Raw genomic sequence first — 15074 nt, 5'->3', positions numbered from 1 at the left:
ATTTCACGCCAGACCAATTGTGGTCTCTGGCGATATCGATGTCGCAGTTCCTTTCAATGCACAGAATAGAGCGTCCGCGCCGGGATCGGCTGGCTGCGAAAGCGGCCCTTTATTGCGTAATTACCGATGCCCGATGAAACCTATTGGCGAAATTAGCGTTTCTGTTCGCGTATAGACAGAGCGGTAAACGAGCTGGTTTCGGGGAATGAATCATTGACTGATCGTGCCCCGGGAAGGCCAATCTCTTTTAAGGCTGAAAGAAAATGTCTTCAAATACGCCGCATGAACATCGCCAGACGCGTGAAATCATCCTTTCGGAGCGTGAGCGGCATTATCTGGGGCTGGTCGCGCGGGGCAAGCATCCGTCCCACATCGCCTTGATAACCGGCGCGGACGAAGCGGACGTGAAGGACACTCTGGAAAGGGTGCGCCACAGACTGGGTGCGGCCAATCTGCTGAATGCCGTCAGCATCGCCCTGCTGCGCGGCCTGATCGAGCAGGACGCATAATCGCCAACCTGATCATCCAAGCTTACGCGAAACGTCCCCTCCCGTAAGCTGAAAACCGAATGAGCGGCTTTCTGCGTCAAAATCCTTCCATATCAATGGCAGGATGGCGGACCAAAGCGGGCTGGACATGATGTCCGGCCCTATTGACGCAAATGCAAAGCAGCCATTTACGGTTTGCCCGGCGGGTCATATTCGACCCGCCGGGTTTTTATTATCAGGTCAGAGCGATTGAATTTCGGCCAGAATATCGCTTTCAATCACGATGCCGCTTTCCAGCGCCTGTTTGCGAATCCCCTGGCTGCGGCGGCCGGGCAGACGCACATTTTCCTGCTTTTCTATCTCGCCGGCGATGAGCGCCAGCCGCTCGGTAAAGGCCGTACCGCCTGAGGATACCGGGTCTATGGCGATGATCGTATGGCCGAGAGAGGGTGGCGCTCCCTTGTCGTCGAGAAGGGAAGAAGCCTCGAATGCGAAGTTTCCGCCGGTAATCGCAGCGGCCATGATCTCCACCATCAACGCCAGCGCGGCACCCTTGGCCTCGCCTGCGGGCACCATGGTTCCCTCTATGGCCTCTTCGGGATCGGTCGTCGGCCGACCATTTCGGTCGAGCGCCCAGTCGCCGGGGATTGTTTCACCCTTCTGGCGGGCCGCCATGATCTTTCCGCGCGCGACCTTGGAGAGCGCGAGATCGATGACCAGCGGATCGGCGCCGCCGACGGGAGTGGCGAAAGCGATCGGATTGGTTCCATAGAGCGGTTTGCTGCCGCCCCAGGGCGCCATGGATGCCGGGGCGTTGGCGAACATGAGCGCGACAAAACCCATTTCGGCGAGGCGTTCGACGGTCAGGGCCATGACACCCGCATGATGAGAGCGGTGGATCGCGGCAAGCGCAATGCCCTGCTGCCGGACCATGTCCGGCAATTCCTCAAGGACGCAATCGATCGCCGGATAGGCATAGCCGTGATTGGCGTCGACCGAGAGCACGCCCGGCTTCACGCGGGTCGCCACCGGACGCGCCTTGCCATCGACCTTTCCAACCCGCGCCTGCCGGACATAAACGGGGATGCGGCGAAAACCGTGACCGCCTTGGCCGGCCGCCTCGGAGGCGACGAGCGCCTTTGCCACCGAACGGGCGTTTTGCGGCAGAACGCCATTGCGCTCAAAGATAGAGGATACGAGATCCTCTGCCTCTGCGATTGAGAATTTCATGATTTTCGTGATTCCTGTTGGCTTGCATGCGATGGGACGGATTGGTCCTACTTTGCGGTATACGGTCGCTGCAAATCAACATGGAAAATAAACCGGGCATCCCATCCTCTCCAGAGTCGGGATGCCCTTATGCGGTCGGGCTGTTTCACCCTACTTGAAAAGAATCGGCAGGGTAAAACTCGTATTTGCGCCTGGCGGCGGCGGCGAGACGGACGCTCTTTGTATGACGGCCAGAAGCTTCTGATCCATCGCCGAGTCACCGGTGGATGAAATAATCCTCGCACCGCCGACGGAACCACCGCTGTCTATCTTGAATGAAACCGTAATGGTCATCCCCGATTTTCCAGCCGAGCGGACCAGTCGCCGCTGCATCGCCGAGCGCACTTTCGCACCCCAATCGGCATTTGACATGGACGAGGACGAGAAGGAGCCGGCATTGCTGCGCGATGCCGCTGTCCGGTCGGACTGCTGGGCTTCAGCCTTCGCCGTTTCGCGCAATTCCGATGCCTGCTGCGGTTTGGGACGCTGGCGCTCGACCTTCTTTTTCTCTTCCGGCTCTTTCTTTTCCACCTTCTTTTCGACGGGCGGCGGCGGAGGACGCATGACGGGCAGAGGAACCTCGACATTTTCGAGTTCCGCCATCATCTGCTCCTGAACCGGATCGATCGGCTCCACGGGTTCGGGAATTTCCTGCGGTTCGACGATCTCCTCGACCGGCGGTTCGGGCGGCTGCACCGGCTCTGGCGGCGGCGTTTCCGCAACCGGCTCCGGTGGCGGCGGCTCTTCCGGGGCGGCTTCCTCCACCGGTTCGCTGCTGTCGCTCTTCACCTCTTCGGCGTCCTCGACATCCTGCGCAGGCGTCGTTTCTTCAGTCTTGACGGCCTCCGGTATCGCCGCCATTTCGATCATGATTGCAGCAGGCGGCGGCCCGCCGGCATCCAGTTCCTCGGGCTCCTGCATCAGATAATAGGCAAAACCGGCGTGAACGCCCAGCATGAGCAGCGCCGCGGCCGACCACAGCGTCACTTCCCCGATACGGGAATGCCGGGCCTGCGGGTAGCCGTTTTCAGTCATGGCGCGGTTCCCGGCGCTGCAGGTTGGCCAGCGGCAGCGGGCTGCGCTACGGCAGCCGCGTTTTCCAGCCCTACGAGGGCGATCTTCAGATAACCGGCATCTCTCAGCAGGTTCATGATTTCCATGAAGTGGCCGTAGTCGACGGCCTTGTCGGCGCGCAGGAAAATGCGCGTATCCTTCTTGCCGCCCGTCTGCCGGTCGATGGCGGCCGCCAGTGCTTCGCGGGCAACCGCATCATTACCGAGATTGAGCGAGAGGTCGTCCTTGACCGTCAGATAAAGCGGCTCCTCCGGGCGTTCCGCCGGCTTTGCGGTGGATGCGGGCAGATCGACATTCACATCGACGGTGGCGAGCGGTGCCGCCACCATGAAGATGATGAGCAGAACCAGCATCACGTCGATGAAGGGCGTGACATTGATCTCGTGGTTTTCGGAGAGGTCGTCTCCGCTATTTTCGCGAATACCGCCAGCCATGGCCGATCACCGTCCAACCAGCGATACTGCGGGCTTGCTGGTGCTGCCCGGGGGAATACGGCGGAAATCGAGATCGCGGCTGACGAGGCGTTCCACGCCGGCTGCGGCATCCGCCAGCAGATGGCGGTAACCGGTGATGGAGCGGGCGAAGACGTTGTAGATCACCACGGCCGGAATAGCGGCGACAAGGCCGATGGCGGTGGCGAGCAGCGCTTCGGCAATGCCCGGCGCGACGACGGCAAGATTGGTCGTCTGCGATTCCGAAATGCTGATGAAGGAGTTCATGATGCCCCAGACGGTGCCGAACAGGCCGACGAAGGGAGCGGTGGAACCGATGGTCGCCAGAACACCCGTTCCGCGCGACATGCGGCGACCGGCATGGGTTTCGATACGCGACAGCGCCGAAGAGACACGCTCCTTGATACCGCCGCCATCCGTGTGTTCGACCACCGCATCGGAAAGCTGCATTTCGTGGGTTGCCATGCGCAGCATCAGTGCTGCCGGCCCGCCCTTCTTTTCGACGGCCTCGGTGGCCTCCGTCAGGGTTTTTGCCCTGCGAATGACCTTGAGCGTCGAGCCGGCGCGCACCCGCGCACCTGCAAGCTCGATAGACTTCGCGACCCAGACCGTCCACGTGACCAGAGATGCGAAGGCAAGGCCGATCATGACACCCTTCACGACCCAGTCGGCCGCCATGAACATGCCCCAGGGAGAAAGGTTGTGCGGGATATCCGCACGATGTTCGGCGCTCGCGGGCTCGGAGCTGACAGGCTCTATCGGGGTCGCGGCTTCATTCGGCGCGGTCGTCTGGCCCGTCTGTGCGGGTTGCTCGGTCTGCGTCGGCTGCGGCGCCAGGCCTTCGGCTCCCGGTGCGGTATTCGTCGCGGGCTGAGCGGGTGCAGGCTGGGCCGGTGCGGGCTGAGTTGACTGAGGCTGCGAGGGTGCGGTGGCGGCCGGCTGTTCCGGTGCAGTCGCGGAAGGCTGGACGGGCGCGGCGGCCGGAGCGCTCGGCGTTGCAGGAGCCGCCGGCTGTGCTGGCTGAACCGCTTCCGTTTGCGGTGCGGGCTGTATCTGGGTTTCCGATGCCGTCTGAGCGAAAACCGCGCCGGCACTCAAGCCGGCCAGCAAGGTGACAGTCATGGCAAGGGAGAAATGCCTTGTCGTGTTTGCCTTGTTGAAGGATGCGGAAGAAGTTGAGGTCTCAGCTGACATAATTTTTATCCCGGATTTCCGTCGATGAACTCATCCGCAGATTGACCGGTTCCTGAAAACCGGGGTCATGAACGGATACCGTCGTGAAAGCTTGACGTTCCGATAATAAACCTGAGTTCTTTTGACAACTATTATATTGTCAAAAGACCACCCGTAAACTCTTCTTTACAAAAAATTGACCGTGGGAGCGCCTTCAGGCGTTTTGAGAGGGCGAAAATTGCGCCACGAGGGCGTGGCGGTCACCGGGATAGGTCACCCGGACGCTGGTGACGTAGTCCGCCCCATGCCAGGTGCGACGATGGATGACCAGACATGCCGCACCGGAGGTTATGCCGAGCGCTGCCGCATTTTTACGGTCGGCGGAAACGGCGCTGATGCGATGTTCGGCAGCGCTCCATGGAACCATCTTCAGCAGCCAGGTTCCCGGACCGATCTGCGAAAAATCGGCAGATTCCGCTTCCGGAACGGCGGTGACATTGATGATGCGCTCTTCAAGGCAAAAGGGAACGCCGCCGGCGAAGTGCGTGCAGGTGAGTTCCAGGACCGGGGCGTCGGCGGCAAGCGCCATGGCCGCGCCGTCTTCTTCCCCCGCAGGGCGCAGCCGTCGTTTGTCGAGACGGTAACCGTAGACCAGACCCAGCGCCTGCACCTCCCGCTCGATATCGTGGATTTCCAGAACGGCGGATTGCGCATGGGGCTGACGAACGAAGGTGCCGAGACGGCGGCGTCTTTCGATGAGTCCGCGCTGCACCAGCTCGCTGAGAGCCTTGTTCACCGTCATGCGCGAACAGGCATATTGCCGGGTCATCTCGTGTTCGAAGGGAATACGATAACCCGGCGGCCATTCGCCCGACATGATGTGGCGCTCGACATCATTGCGGATGCGCTCGTGCAGCGATTTTTCCTGAAGATCGGCGCCTGTGCTCCTCATCCCGATGCTTTTATCCTCCCCTTTGCCTGATCAACTATCCATGGGCAGCGGCGGCAATCGCCTCGCTGCGGATTTCCTCCGTAAGCTTGGCGCGCAGCTCAGAAAATTCCGGGCTGGCCTTGACGGTGTAGTGACGCGGATGCGGCAGGTCGACCGGCGTGATCGACTTGATGCGACCCGGCCTTGCAGACATGGTCACCACACGCGACGCCATGAAGACCGCCTCCTCGATATCGTGGGTCACAAAAATGACCGTCTTCTGCTCCCGCTCCCAAATGCCGAGCAGCAATTCCTGCATCAGCCCGCGCGTCTGGTTATCGAGAGCGCCGAAAGGCTCGTCTAGCAGCAGGATTTTCGGGCCGTTCGCCAGGGCACGGGCAATGGCCGTTCTCTGCTGCATACCGCCGGAGAGCTGTTTCGGCCAATGGTTCTCGAAGCCGCGCAGGCCAACCTTGTCGATATAGCTGTCGACGATCTCCCATTTTTCCTTCTCGGCAACGCCGCGTTCGCGCAGGCCGAAGGCGACGTTTTCGCGGATCGTCAGCCAGGGAAACAGGGTGTAGGACTGGAACACCATGCCGCGATCCGCCCCCGGGCCCGTCACCGCTTTGCCGGACAGCAGCACTTCGCCCGTCGTTGGGCGGTCGAGACCGGCGATGATGCGCAGCAAGGTCGATTTTCCGCATCCTGACGGGCCGAGGATGGTGACGAAATCATTGCGGGGAATTTCCAGATCGGTGGGCTGGAGGGCCAGCGTCGGCTGCCCGCCCTGCACACCCGGAAAAGTGCGGCTGACGCCCTTGATAACGAGTTCGTTCATCAGGCAAGCCTCCAGGCGAAAAGCTTCCGGTTCAGCGATTTGAACGCGAAGTCCGAAATAAGACCGATAATGCCGATGACGATGATGCCGAAGATGATCTGCCCGGTCGCCATCAGCGCCTGGCTGTTGATGATCATATAGCCGATGCCCGAGGAGGCACCGATCAGTTCCGCGACAATGACATAGGTCCAGGCCCAGCCGAGAACGAGACGGAGGATTTCCGCAATATCGGGCGCATTGGCAGGAATGAGAACACGGCGAACAACGCCCCGGTCCTTCGCACCAAGCGTGTAGGCGGCCTCCACCAGATCACGCCGCGTGCCGGCGACAGCCACGGCAACCATCAGGATGATCTGGAACACCGCGCCGATGAAGATCACCAGCAGCTTCTGCATCTCGCCGATGCCGGCCCAGAGAATAAGGAGCGGCACGAAGGCGGAAGCCGGCAGATAGCGCGCGAAGGAGACGAAGGGCTCCAGCAGCGCCTCGATGGGCTTATAGGCCCCCATGGCGATGCCGACCGGCACGGCAACGAGCGATGCCAGCACGAAACCGCCGACCACGCGCCAGATCGTCATGCCGATATCGCTGGCAAAACCCTGATCGGTCAGCAGATAGATGCCGTCCTTCAGCATGGTGATGGGGTCGGCCAGAAAGGTTGGCGATACGAAACCGCCCAGCGTGGCAAAGCCCCAGGCGGAAAAAAACAGCACGAAGAACAGGATGCCGAGAGCAATTCTCGTGCTGTTCCGTATGGGTTGAAGAGGTTGCATCTGTCGCCTGTCCGGAAAACCGGCGCGGCACCTTCGCCGCGCCATCAGAACGCCGTGCGCGTTTCGTGACGCACAATCGACGCACTCACCTGTCTTTGGCTGCAATATTCCCCGCAGGGAACGCGGCCGCCTTTTCTGTTACTTGATGAAAGACGTGTCCGCGAGGGTCGAAAGATCGGGTTTCGACTTTATCACACCGATTTCCAGCAGCAGGTCCGCCGATTTTTCCGAGAATGTCTTGAATTCACCCTCGAAAAACTTCTGGTTGGCGGCCTTGTCCTGCCATTCGAGGAACTTTGCCGAAGCGGCAAAGGCCTCGCCGGTCTGCTTCACATCCGCCCCCATCGTCGCATAGGACTTTTCGGGATCGGCCTTGATGAGTTCAAGGGCCTGGAAATAGCTGTCCGCCAAGGCTTTCGCCGCCTGCGGATTGGCCTTCAAGAAATCCGGGGTACAACCGAACGTATCCATGACGGCGGGATAATCCAGCGTCGTGGCGAGGATTTTGCCCTTGTCGGGGGCGGCGCGGACAGTGGACAGATAGGGCTCATAGGTCATGGCCGCATCATTTTGACCGGCAACGAATGCCTGCGCGGCCGGTCCCGGCTCGAGGTTGACGACCTTGACATCTTTAAGAGTGAGGCCGTTTTCCTTGAGTATCCAGGCAAGGAAGAAATAAGGGGAAGTGCCCGGCGCGGAAGCGGCAACCGCCTTGCCTTTCAGGTCTGCGACCTTGGCAACATCACTGCGCACCGCAATGCCATCGGCGCCATGCGACTTGTCCATCTGGAAAATCTGGGTGGATTTCACGCCATTGGCATTCCACGCGATCCATGTTTCCACCGTGGTGGCGGCGCACTGGATGTCACCGGAAGCAAGGGCCAGATGGCGGCTCGCCTGCGGGATTTTCTTGATATCGACTTTCAGGCCGTTCTTTTCGAAAATGCCGGCCTGTTTGGCGAGCGTCAGCGGCGCAAAACCGGTCCAGCCGGACATGCCAATCGTCACCGACGTCTCGGCATAGGCGGAAGCGGATGACAACAGCGCGGCGACTGTGGCGAGAACCCATGTTTTCTTCATGATCTGAACCCCTTTTGATTTATTTTTGTGCGATGTTGTTTATCGCTTTATTTGAGGCATGGTAGGCAGGGATTTTATATTTGTCTAGACAAAATAGAAGCTTCCGAAGGCCTCCAGAAAGATTGCAAATACACCATCCGGCATTCTAGACATAGGATAACACGGCCCCGCGCACAGGCCCGCCGTTTTTCCATATCGAGCTTTCCATGACCAGACAAAGACGTCGCAGTATCATCAGGGCAAGGCGAACAGGAACCGGAATTGCGCTGGTTGCCGCCATTTCCTTCATCGCGGGCATGACGGATGCGGTGGGCCTGCATATTTCAGGCGACTTCGTATCCTTCATGACCGGCAACACCACGCGCGCCGCAGTCTCGATGGAGGCTGGCCTCTATTCCCACGCCGCGAAACTGCTTTTCGCGATCGTTGCCTTCGTGGCGGGCAATGCAGGCGGCATCGTGGTGGCGCATAAGTTCGACCGGCGCATCTTCGCCGTTCTGATGGCGGTGGGATTGCTGGTAACAATTGCCGCGCTGCTCGGCGGCGAGACTTCCGCTCTTGCGCGATTTTATCTCGTCGTTTTCGCCATGGGCATGGTCAACGCCGCCGTTGAGCACATTGAGGGACTGCCAATCGGGCTTACCTATGTGACCGGCGCGCTTTCCCGCTTCGGCCGCGGCATCGGCCGTTTTCTTCTCGGCGAACGAAGCCTCGACTGGGGCATTCAGATCGTGCCATGGCTTGGCATGATATGCGGCGCGATCTGCGGCGCCGTTCTCGCCGCCACCTTGCAATCGAATGCCCTTTGGGTGGTTGCGGCCACGGTTTTCGCCGTCGCCATCGCCACCTTCATCATTCCGCGCTCGCTTCGCCAGCGCTACAATCAAAGGGTCAAAATCCGGCGGATTACGCCCTGAAAATCGTCGCCGTCACTTTCGCGAGATGGTGACGAATTTCGTGCCGCGCACCCGCACCGTCATCCGGCAGGGTTCCTTGTCGGTACGCTCGCAATAACGCGGATGCATCTTCAGCACGAAAACCATGTTGCCGAAGCGCTTGATGAAATCATAATCGTAAATCCGGGCCGTCGCGATCATCAGATAACCGCCCTCTTTCACCTGGACATAAAAATTATAGGGGCATCCCTCGTCGTCGCAGCTGCGGCCCTTTTCGCCATCACAATCGAGAACGCCGTGATTGACGACGGCGTCCATCAGCCCGTCATTGTTGATATCCAGCCGCGTGACGAAATCGTCGCCGAAGGCCGCCACCTTGCACTCGTTGCGGAAATGGTCCTTCTCGTAGATCTCGGGGTCGTTCACCAGCTGCTGCTGCGCCGAGAGCGCTACCGGAAACATCAAGAGAACCAGCGCCTGAAGAGCGGCAACGAGAGCGATTCGCACGGCATTTTCCTTTGCATCCGTTTCGGTTATGGATGTTGCGATCATCCGGGCGGCCAGCCTAGAGTTTAGTGCTTGCGCGACACTGACGTGTTCGCAGCCCGTGTTTCGGGGGGGGGGGAACCTTTTCATGACGCTTCTGGGTTTTCTCGACTATGCCGGCGTCGCCATCTTTGCCGCCACCGGCGCGCTCACCGCCTCGCGCAAGCAGCTCGACCTGATCGGCTTCCTGTTTTTCGCCGCCGCAACCGGCATCGGCGGCGGCACGGTGCGCGATCTGGTGCTTGGCAGGACGCCGGTATTCTGGGTGGTGAACCCGACCTATATCCTCGTCTGCGTCTCGGTCGCGGTGCTGCTGTTTTTCACCGCGCATCTGTTCGAATCCCGTTACCGCGTACTGATCTGGCTCGATGCACTCGGCCTTTCCGCTTATTGCGTCATGGGAGCAGCCAAGGGGCTTGCCGCCAGCGGCTCCGCAACCGTCGCCATTGTCACCGGCGTTCTGACGGCGACGTTCGGTGGTGTGCTGCGTGATATTCTCGCCGGCGAACCGTCCGTGCTGCTGCGGCCGGAAATCTACATCACCTGTGCGCTCCTGGGCTCCTCCACCTTCATTGTCGTCTATTTCCTCGGCGCACCGCTTTATGCCGCATCAGCCGCAGGCGTCCTGACGGCCTTCGCCGTCCGGTCGGGTGCGCTGATCTTCGGCTGGACTTTTCCGCCCTATAAGGCAAAGCCCGGCAGACGGCCGGAAGATGTCATGAAGTGACATATAGAAATGACCGCCGAAAACAGAAATGGCGCCCATGGGCGCCATTTTCATGTCTGTTGTCGGACTGAAGCCTCATCCGCGCTTGCGACGAAGGCGGATGACCACGTCCACATGGGCGATTTCCATGCCCTCGGGCGCTTCCGGCAAATTGTCGATCTGGAGGTTATTGACGGGAATATCCAGAACCTCGTTCTCGCCCTCCACGAAGAAGTGGTGGTGATCCGAGACGTTGGTGTCGAAATAGGTGCGGGCGCCTTCCACGGCGAGAACACGGATAAGGCCGGCTTCGGTGAACTGGTGCAGCGTATTGTAGACCGTGGCGAGAGAAACGGGCACGCCGGCGGTAACCGCCTCATCGTGCAGTTCCTCGACCGTCAGATGGCGATCGCCCTTTGCGAAAAGCAGATCGCCCAAAGCCACACGCTGTCGCGTGGGGCGCAGCCCCGAGCGCCGCAACCTCGTTCCGATATCCAATGTGGCGTCAAATGCCATGCAATCCCATTCCAAACAGAGGTATGAAACTTACCAATTGCATTAGCATATATCTTTTGCGGCGAGTGCTTTCAATAGTTTCGGCGTGGCTTAGGCGCGGCAAATGGCGGCAAACCGGCCATTCCTGCAAATTTCCTCTGGTTCCAGCCGTACGGTTCCTGTATGCGGACGGCATATTGAGGTAATGACTTCTGCGAAGAAGGTTCGAAGACAAAGAATGTGGGCAGAGCGGCCTCTGCCCTTGCAGCGCTTCATTTTGAACCTAACTTGCTCTAGTGAAGTCGATCAACACCAGTAACTGGGGAAGTGAAAGCGGTATGGCAACGAGGCAATCAAGTTACAATTACGAGGAGATCCTGTCCTGCGGTCGCGGCGAATTGTTCGGCCCGGGAAATGCACAGCTCCCATTGCCCCCTATGCTCATGGTCCATCGCATTACCGAAATTTCCGAAACCGGCGGCGCCTTCGACAAGGGTTTCATCCGCGCCGAATACGATGTCAGCCCCGACGACTGGTATTTCCCCTGCCATTTCCAGGGCAACCCGATCATGCCGGGGTGCCTCGGCCTTGACGGCATGTGGCAGCTGACCGGCTTCTTCCTCGGCTGGCTGGGCGAAGAAGGCCGCGGCATGGCGCTTTCAACCGGCGAAGTGAAGTTCAAGGGCATGGTTCGCCCTCACACCAAGCTCCTTCAATATGGTATTGATTTCAAGCGCGTGATGCGCGGCCGTCTGGTGCTCGGAACCGCCGACGGCTGGCTGAAGGCGGATGGCGAAACCATTTATCAGGCGACGGACCTGCGCGTAGGCCTGTCGAAGGAAAAGGCTGCCTGAGGCAGACGGAATAGTCCTGACAAACGCCGGGCGGCTTCGGTCGTCCAGCCGAAATCTTAAGAAAAGGTCCCTTTCATGAGACGAGTTGTTGTCACCGGCCTCGGTATTGTTTCTTCCATCGGCGGTGATGCCGCTGAAGTCACCGCATCGCTGCGCAATGCCAAATCCGGCATTTCATTTTCGCCGGATTTTGCCGAACACGGTTTCAAATGCCAGGTCTGGGGCAAGCCGTCTCTCGACCCGACCGATCTGGTCGACCGCCGCGCCATGCGCTTCCTGTCGCAGGGCGGCGCGTGGAACCATGTCGCGATGAAGCAGGCGATCGCCGATTCCGGTCTCGAAGAGAGCGACATCAGCGGCAATGAGCGCACCGGCATCATCATGGGTTCGGGCGGTCCTTCCACCCGCACCATCGTCGAGGCAGCCGATATCACGCTGAAGAACAACAGCCCGAAGCGCATCGGCCCCTTTGCCGTGCCGAAGGCCATGTCCTCCACCGCCTCCGCGACGCTCGCCACCTGGTTCAAGATCCATGGCGTCAACTACTCCATCTCGTCGGCCTGCTCCACCTCGGCGCATTGTATCGGCAACGCCGCCGAAATGATCCAGTGGGGCAAGCAGGACGTGATGTTTGCGGGCGGCCATGAGGATCTCGACTGGTCCATGTCCAACCTCTTCGACGCCATGGGTGCCATGTCGTCCAAATATAACGAGACGCCGAGCGTCGCGTCGCGCGCCTATGACGTCAACCGCGACGGTTTCGTGATTGCCGGCGGTGCGGGCGTGCTGGTTCTCGAAGAGCTGGAACATGCAAAGGCGCGCGGCGCCAAGATTTACGCCGAGATCGTCGGTTACGGCGCGACCTCGGACGGTTACGACATGGTGGCTCCCTCCGGTGAGGGCGCAATCCGCTGCATGCGTCAGGCCCTTTCCACGGTCAAGGGCGACATCGACTACATCAATACCCACGGCACCTCGACGCCGGTTGGCGACAGCAAGGAAATCGGCGCGATCCGGGAAGTCTTCAGCGACAAGATCCCGCATATCCAGTCGACCAAGTCGCTCACCGGCCATTCGCTGGGTGCGGCCGGTGTGCAGGAATCGATCTATGGCCTGCTGATGATGCAGGAACGCTTCATCGGCGAAAGCGCGCATATTTCCGAGCTCGATCCCGAATTTGCAGGCGTTCCGATCGTTCGCAGCCGCATCGACAACGCCAAGATCGACACCATCCTTTCCAACTCCTTCGGCTTCGGCGGCACCAACGCCACGCTCGTCTTCCAGCGTCATAACGGATAATTGCCCATGAACGGCATCATGCAGGGTAAACGCGGCCTCATCATGGGCGTCGCAAACAATCATTCCATCGCCTGGGGTATCTCCAAGGCGCTTGCGGCACAGGGCGCAGAACTGGCCTTCACCTATCAGGGTGAAGCGCTCGGCAAACGTGTGAAACCGCTTGCCGCCGAGCTCGGATCCGATTTCATCGTACCATGCGATGTCGAGGATATCGCCTCGGTCGACGCCCTGTTCGCGACGATCCGCGAAAAATGGGGCTCGCTGGATTTCATCGTCCACGCCATCGGCTTTTCCGACAAGAACGAGCTGAAGGGCCTCTACGCGGATACGACGCGCGAGAATTTCAGCCGTACCATGGTCATTTCCTGTTTCTCCTTCACGGAAATCGCCAAGCGCGCCGCCGAACTGATGACCAATGGCGGCTCCATGCTGACGCTGACCTATAATGGTTCGCAGCGCGTCATTCCGAACTACAACGTCATGGGCGTCGCCAAGGCGGCCCTCGAGGCGTCCGTGCGCTATCTCGCCGCCGACTACGGCCCGCGCGATATTCGCGTCAACGCCATCTCGGCCGGTCCGGTCCGCACGCTGGCGGGCGCCGGCATCTCGGATGCGCGGGCGATCTACGCATGGAACCAGAAAAACGCACCGCTTCGGCGGACGGCGGATATCGACGATATCGGCGGATCGGCGCTTTACCTGCTGTCCAATATGTCGCGCGGTGTTACCGGCGAATGCCATTATGTGGACTGTGGTTATAACATCACCTCCACACCCACGCTGGAGGTTCTCTCCAAAGCGGATGCGGAATAAGCGCCCCGTTTTCAACTTCGACAAAAGCCCGGCCATGTGCCGGGCTTTTTATATTGTGGGTCGTATCAATTTCGGAAATCACTAAAGTATAATTTATTGGAGTAACTGAATTTAAACATCGGGTGGTTATGGTCCGCAACAAATTCAACGGTTGCGCTTGCCGCATATTCTTAGAGATCGATATCGCCTCATGCGACTGGCCAGACTGAAGCCATTGCTGGAAAAATTCGGAGTCTCGCGCGACGGGACAGCGGCTATAGAATTCGCGATACTCGCGATCCCCTATTTCCTCGTCGTCTTTGCGATCATCGAGACCTTCATCGCCCTGATGGCGGAACAGGTCGTCGCCAATGCCACTGAGAACATGGCGCGGCGTCTGCGCACCGGGCAGATCAGCAGCTCGATTTCGAAAGAGGATTTCCGCAAGAGCTTCTGCAATGAAGTTTCGGTGATGATCACCTGCTCAGCGGATGAAATCCAGAAAGAACAGAAGCTCTATATCGACCTTCGCTCCTTTACCGCCTTCAAGGATATTCCGACCACGATACCGCTGAAGGCCTACGGCGAATATTACGATCTCGATACGGCTCAATTCGGCTTCAAGCCGGGCGGGCCGGAAACCATCAACATGTTGCGTGTCTATTATCGCTGGCGTGTGGTTGCCGATATCATCCGGCCATACCTGACTAAAATACGTCCGGCCGATGGATCGATGCCGTCACATTTCCTCATCGTCGCGACAAATGCGTTCATGAACGAGAAATACATCACAGGCGGGGGCTCATGATGGCAGGGCTGGTGTCCGTTGCGGCAAACGGCAAACGACGCCTGATGGTGCTCGTTTCACGCTTTGCCAAAGATCGCCGTGGCGTGGGCGCGGTGGAGTTCGCGATCCTCTTTCCGATATTGCTTGCGCTTTATCTGACCTCTTTCGAATTGACGATCGGATACAACACCTACAAGCGGGCAAGCACCGCCGCAGCCTCCATCAACGATCTGATATCGAAAACAGGGTCCGTCGATAAAACCTATCTCGCGGGCATGCAGGACGTCGCAGCCGCCGTGTTTGCGCCCTACAGCACCAAGGGTCTGCAGCTGAAGATCAGCGGCATCAAGATCGATGCGCAAAAACGGGCGAAAATCACCTGGTCCTGGGATGAGAAAAATCTGAGACCCTATGCGGTGGGGTCACCCGTCGCCGTTCCGACGCGCCTGCTCGTGGAAAACAGCTTTCTCATCCACGTCGAACTTTCCATCCCGCATGAATTGCTGATGTTCATGCCTGACGTTGCCTCGTCTGGGGTGAAGTCGATCACGATCGGCCGCGAGTATTTCTTCAAACAGCGCGACGCCGAGACCGTCTGCACCAATTGCTGAACCAATC

18 protein-coding genes are annotated in these 15074 nt (G+C 59.3%); 8 read left to right on the top strand and 10 right to left on the bottom strand.

The genetic code is table 11. The features are described from left to right. Positions 1–263 precede the first annotated feature (263 nt). Positions 264–509 carry a helix-turn-helix domain-containing protein gene (locus CFBP4996_RS13770; protein ID WP_059759034.1) on the top strand — a complete coding sequence of 82 codons (246 nt, stop codon included), beginning with the start codon at positions 264–266 and terminating at the stop codon, positions 507–509. Positions 510–728: 219 nt separating this feature from the next. Here CFBP4996_RS13770 and CFBP4996_RS13765 read toward each other — a convergent pair whose 3' ends face one another. The 8 genes from CFBP4996_RS13765 to CFBP4996_RS13730 form a co-directional block, all read right to left on the bottom strand. Next, positions 729–1718, bottom strand: coding sequence for an Ldh family oxidoreductase (locus tag CFBP4996_RS13765; RefSeq protein ID WP_080852851.1), 990 nt, complete (start codon positions 1716–1718; stop codon positions 729–731). 150 nt (positions 1719–1868) lie between these two features. Continuing rightward, on the bottom strand, positions 1869–2792 hold the full coding sequence (locus CFBP4996_RS13760; RefSeq protein ID WP_080852852.1) for an energy transducer TonB family protein: 924 nt from the start codon (positions 2790–2792) through the stop codon (positions 1869–1871). Then, positions 2789–3265, bottom strand: coding sequence for a TonB system transport protein ExbD (gene exbD / locus CFBP4996_RS13755; RefSeq protein ID WP_059759025.1), 477 nt, complete (start codon positions 3263–3265; stop codon positions 2789–2791). Before exbD ends, CFBP4996_RS13760 begins: the two co-directional genes overlap by 4 nt. Before the next feature lie 6 nt (positions 3266–3271). Further along, positions 3272–4477, bottom strand: coding sequence for a tonB-system energizer ExbB (gene exbB / locus CFBP4996_RS13750; protein WP_162935949.1), 1206 nt, complete (start codon positions 4475–4477; stop codon positions 3272–3274). 193 nt (positions 4478–4670) lie between these two features. After that, on the bottom strand, positions 4671–5408 hold the full coding sequence (gene hutC / locus CFBP4996_RS13745; RefSeq protein WP_080852853.1) for a histidine utilization transcriptional repressor HutC: 738 nt from the start codon (positions 5406–5408) through the stop codon (positions 4671–4673). Between the two features lie 34 nt (positions 5409–5442). Next, positions 5443–6228 (bottom strand): ABC transporter ATP-binding protein, encoded by a 786-nt coding sequence (locus CFBP4996_RS13740; protein WP_080852854.1) that lies wholly within the window; start codon positions 6226–6228, stop codon positions 5443–5445. Continuing rightward, positions 6228–7001, bottom strand: a complete 774-nt coding sequence (locus tag CFBP4996_RS13735; protein ID WP_020809179.1) for an ABC transporter permease — start codon at positions 6999–7001, stop codon at positions 6228–6230. The genes CFBP4996_RS13740 and CFBP4996_RS13735 overlap by 1 nt, the downstream gene beginning before the upstream one ends. 138 nt (positions 7002–7139) lie before the next feature. Then, positions 7140–8081 carry an ABC transporter substrate-binding protein gene (locus CFBP4996_RS13730; protein ID WP_080852855.1) on the bottom strand — a complete coding sequence of 314 codons (942 nt, stop codon included), beginning with the start codon at positions 8079–8081 and terminating at the stop codon, positions 7140–7142. Between the two features lie 206 nt (positions 8082–8287). Here CFBP4996_RS13730 and CFBP4996_RS13725 point away from each other — a divergent pair, with 206 nt between their 5' ends. Then, on the top strand, positions 8288–8998 hold the full coding sequence (locus tag CFBP4996_RS13725; protein ID WP_080852856.1) for a YoaK family protein: 711 nt from the start codon (positions 8288–8290) through the stop codon (positions 8996–8998). 12 nt (positions 8999–9010) lie between these two features. Here the strand turns inward: CFBP4996_RS13725 and CFBP4996_RS13720 are convergent, their stop codons facing one another. Further along, on the bottom strand, positions 9011–9529 hold the full coding sequence (locus CFBP4996_RS13720) for a hypothetical protein (protein ID WP_080852857.1): 519 nt from the start codon (positions 9527–9529) through the stop codon (positions 9011–9013). 82 nt (positions 9530–9611) lie between these two features. On the opposite strand from CFBP4996_RS13720, the gene CFBP4996_RS13715 reads away from it, so the two are divergent. Continuing rightward, a complete protein-coding gene (locus tag CFBP4996_RS13715) occupies positions 9612–10250 on the top strand; it encodes a trimeric intracellular cation channel family protein (RefSeq protein WP_080852858.1) in 639 nt (212 codons plus the stop codon). A gap of 75 nt (positions 10251–10325) precedes the next feature. On the opposite strand, the gene irrA is transcribed toward CFBP4996_RS13715, so the two are convergent. After that, on the bottom strand, positions 10326–10745 hold the full coding sequence (irrA, locus tag CFBP4996_RS13710; RefSeq protein WP_003507276.1) for an iron response transcriptional regulator IrrA: 420 nt from the start codon (positions 10743–10745) through the stop codon (positions 10326–10328). Between the two features lie 317 nt (positions 10746–11062). Here irrA and fabA point away from each other — a divergent pair, with 317 nt between their 5' ends. The 5 genes from fabA to CFBP4996_RS13685 all read left to right on the top strand — a co-directional run bounded on the left by fabA (position 11063) and on the right by CFBP4996_RS13685 (position 15067). After that, positions 11063–11578, top strand: coding sequence for a 3-hydroxyacyl-[acyl-carrier-protein] dehydratase FabA (gene fabA, locus CFBP4996_RS13705; protein ID WP_003507274.1), 516 nt, complete (start codon positions 11063–11065; stop codon positions 11576–11578). A gap of 75 nt (positions 11579–11653) precedes the next feature. Next, complete coding sequence (gene fabB / locus CFBP4996_RS13700) at positions 11654–12877, top strand: beta-ketoacyl-ACP synthase I (RefSeq protein WP_080852859.1); 1224 nt, start codon at positions 11654–11656, stop codon at positions 12875–12877. A gap of 6 nt (positions 12878–12883) precedes the next feature. Further along, positions 12884–13690 (top strand): enoyl-ACP reductase FabI, encoded by an 807-nt coding sequence (fabI, locus tag CFBP4996_RS13695; protein WP_080852860.1) that lies wholly within the window; start codon positions 12884–12886, stop codon positions 13688–13690. A gap of 190 nt (positions 13691–13880) precedes the next feature. Next, positions 13881–14477, top strand: a complete 597-nt coding sequence (locus CFBP4996_RS13690) for a TadE/TadG family type IV pilus assembly protein (RefSeq protein WP_003524373.1) — start codon at positions 13881–13883, stop codon at positions 14475–14477. Then, positions 14474–15067, top strand: a complete 594-nt coding sequence (locus CFBP4996_RS13685; protein ID WP_121490284.1) for a TadE/TadG family type IV pilus assembly protein — start codon at positions 14474–14476, stop codon at positions 15065–15067. Before CFBP4996_RS13690 ends, CFBP4996_RS13685 begins: the two co-directional genes overlap by 4 nt. Positions 15068–15074: the final 7 nt, after the last annotated feature.

This window comes from Agrobacterium leguminum (genome assembly GCF_005144435.2).
Classification (GTDB): Bacteria; Pseudomonadota; Alphaproteobacteria; order Rhizobiales; family Rhizobiaceae; genus Agrobacterium; species Agrobacterium leguminum.
The sequence above is the reverse complement of the archived record's forward strand: the minus strand, read 5'-3'. Positions and strand labels throughout refer to the sequence as shown.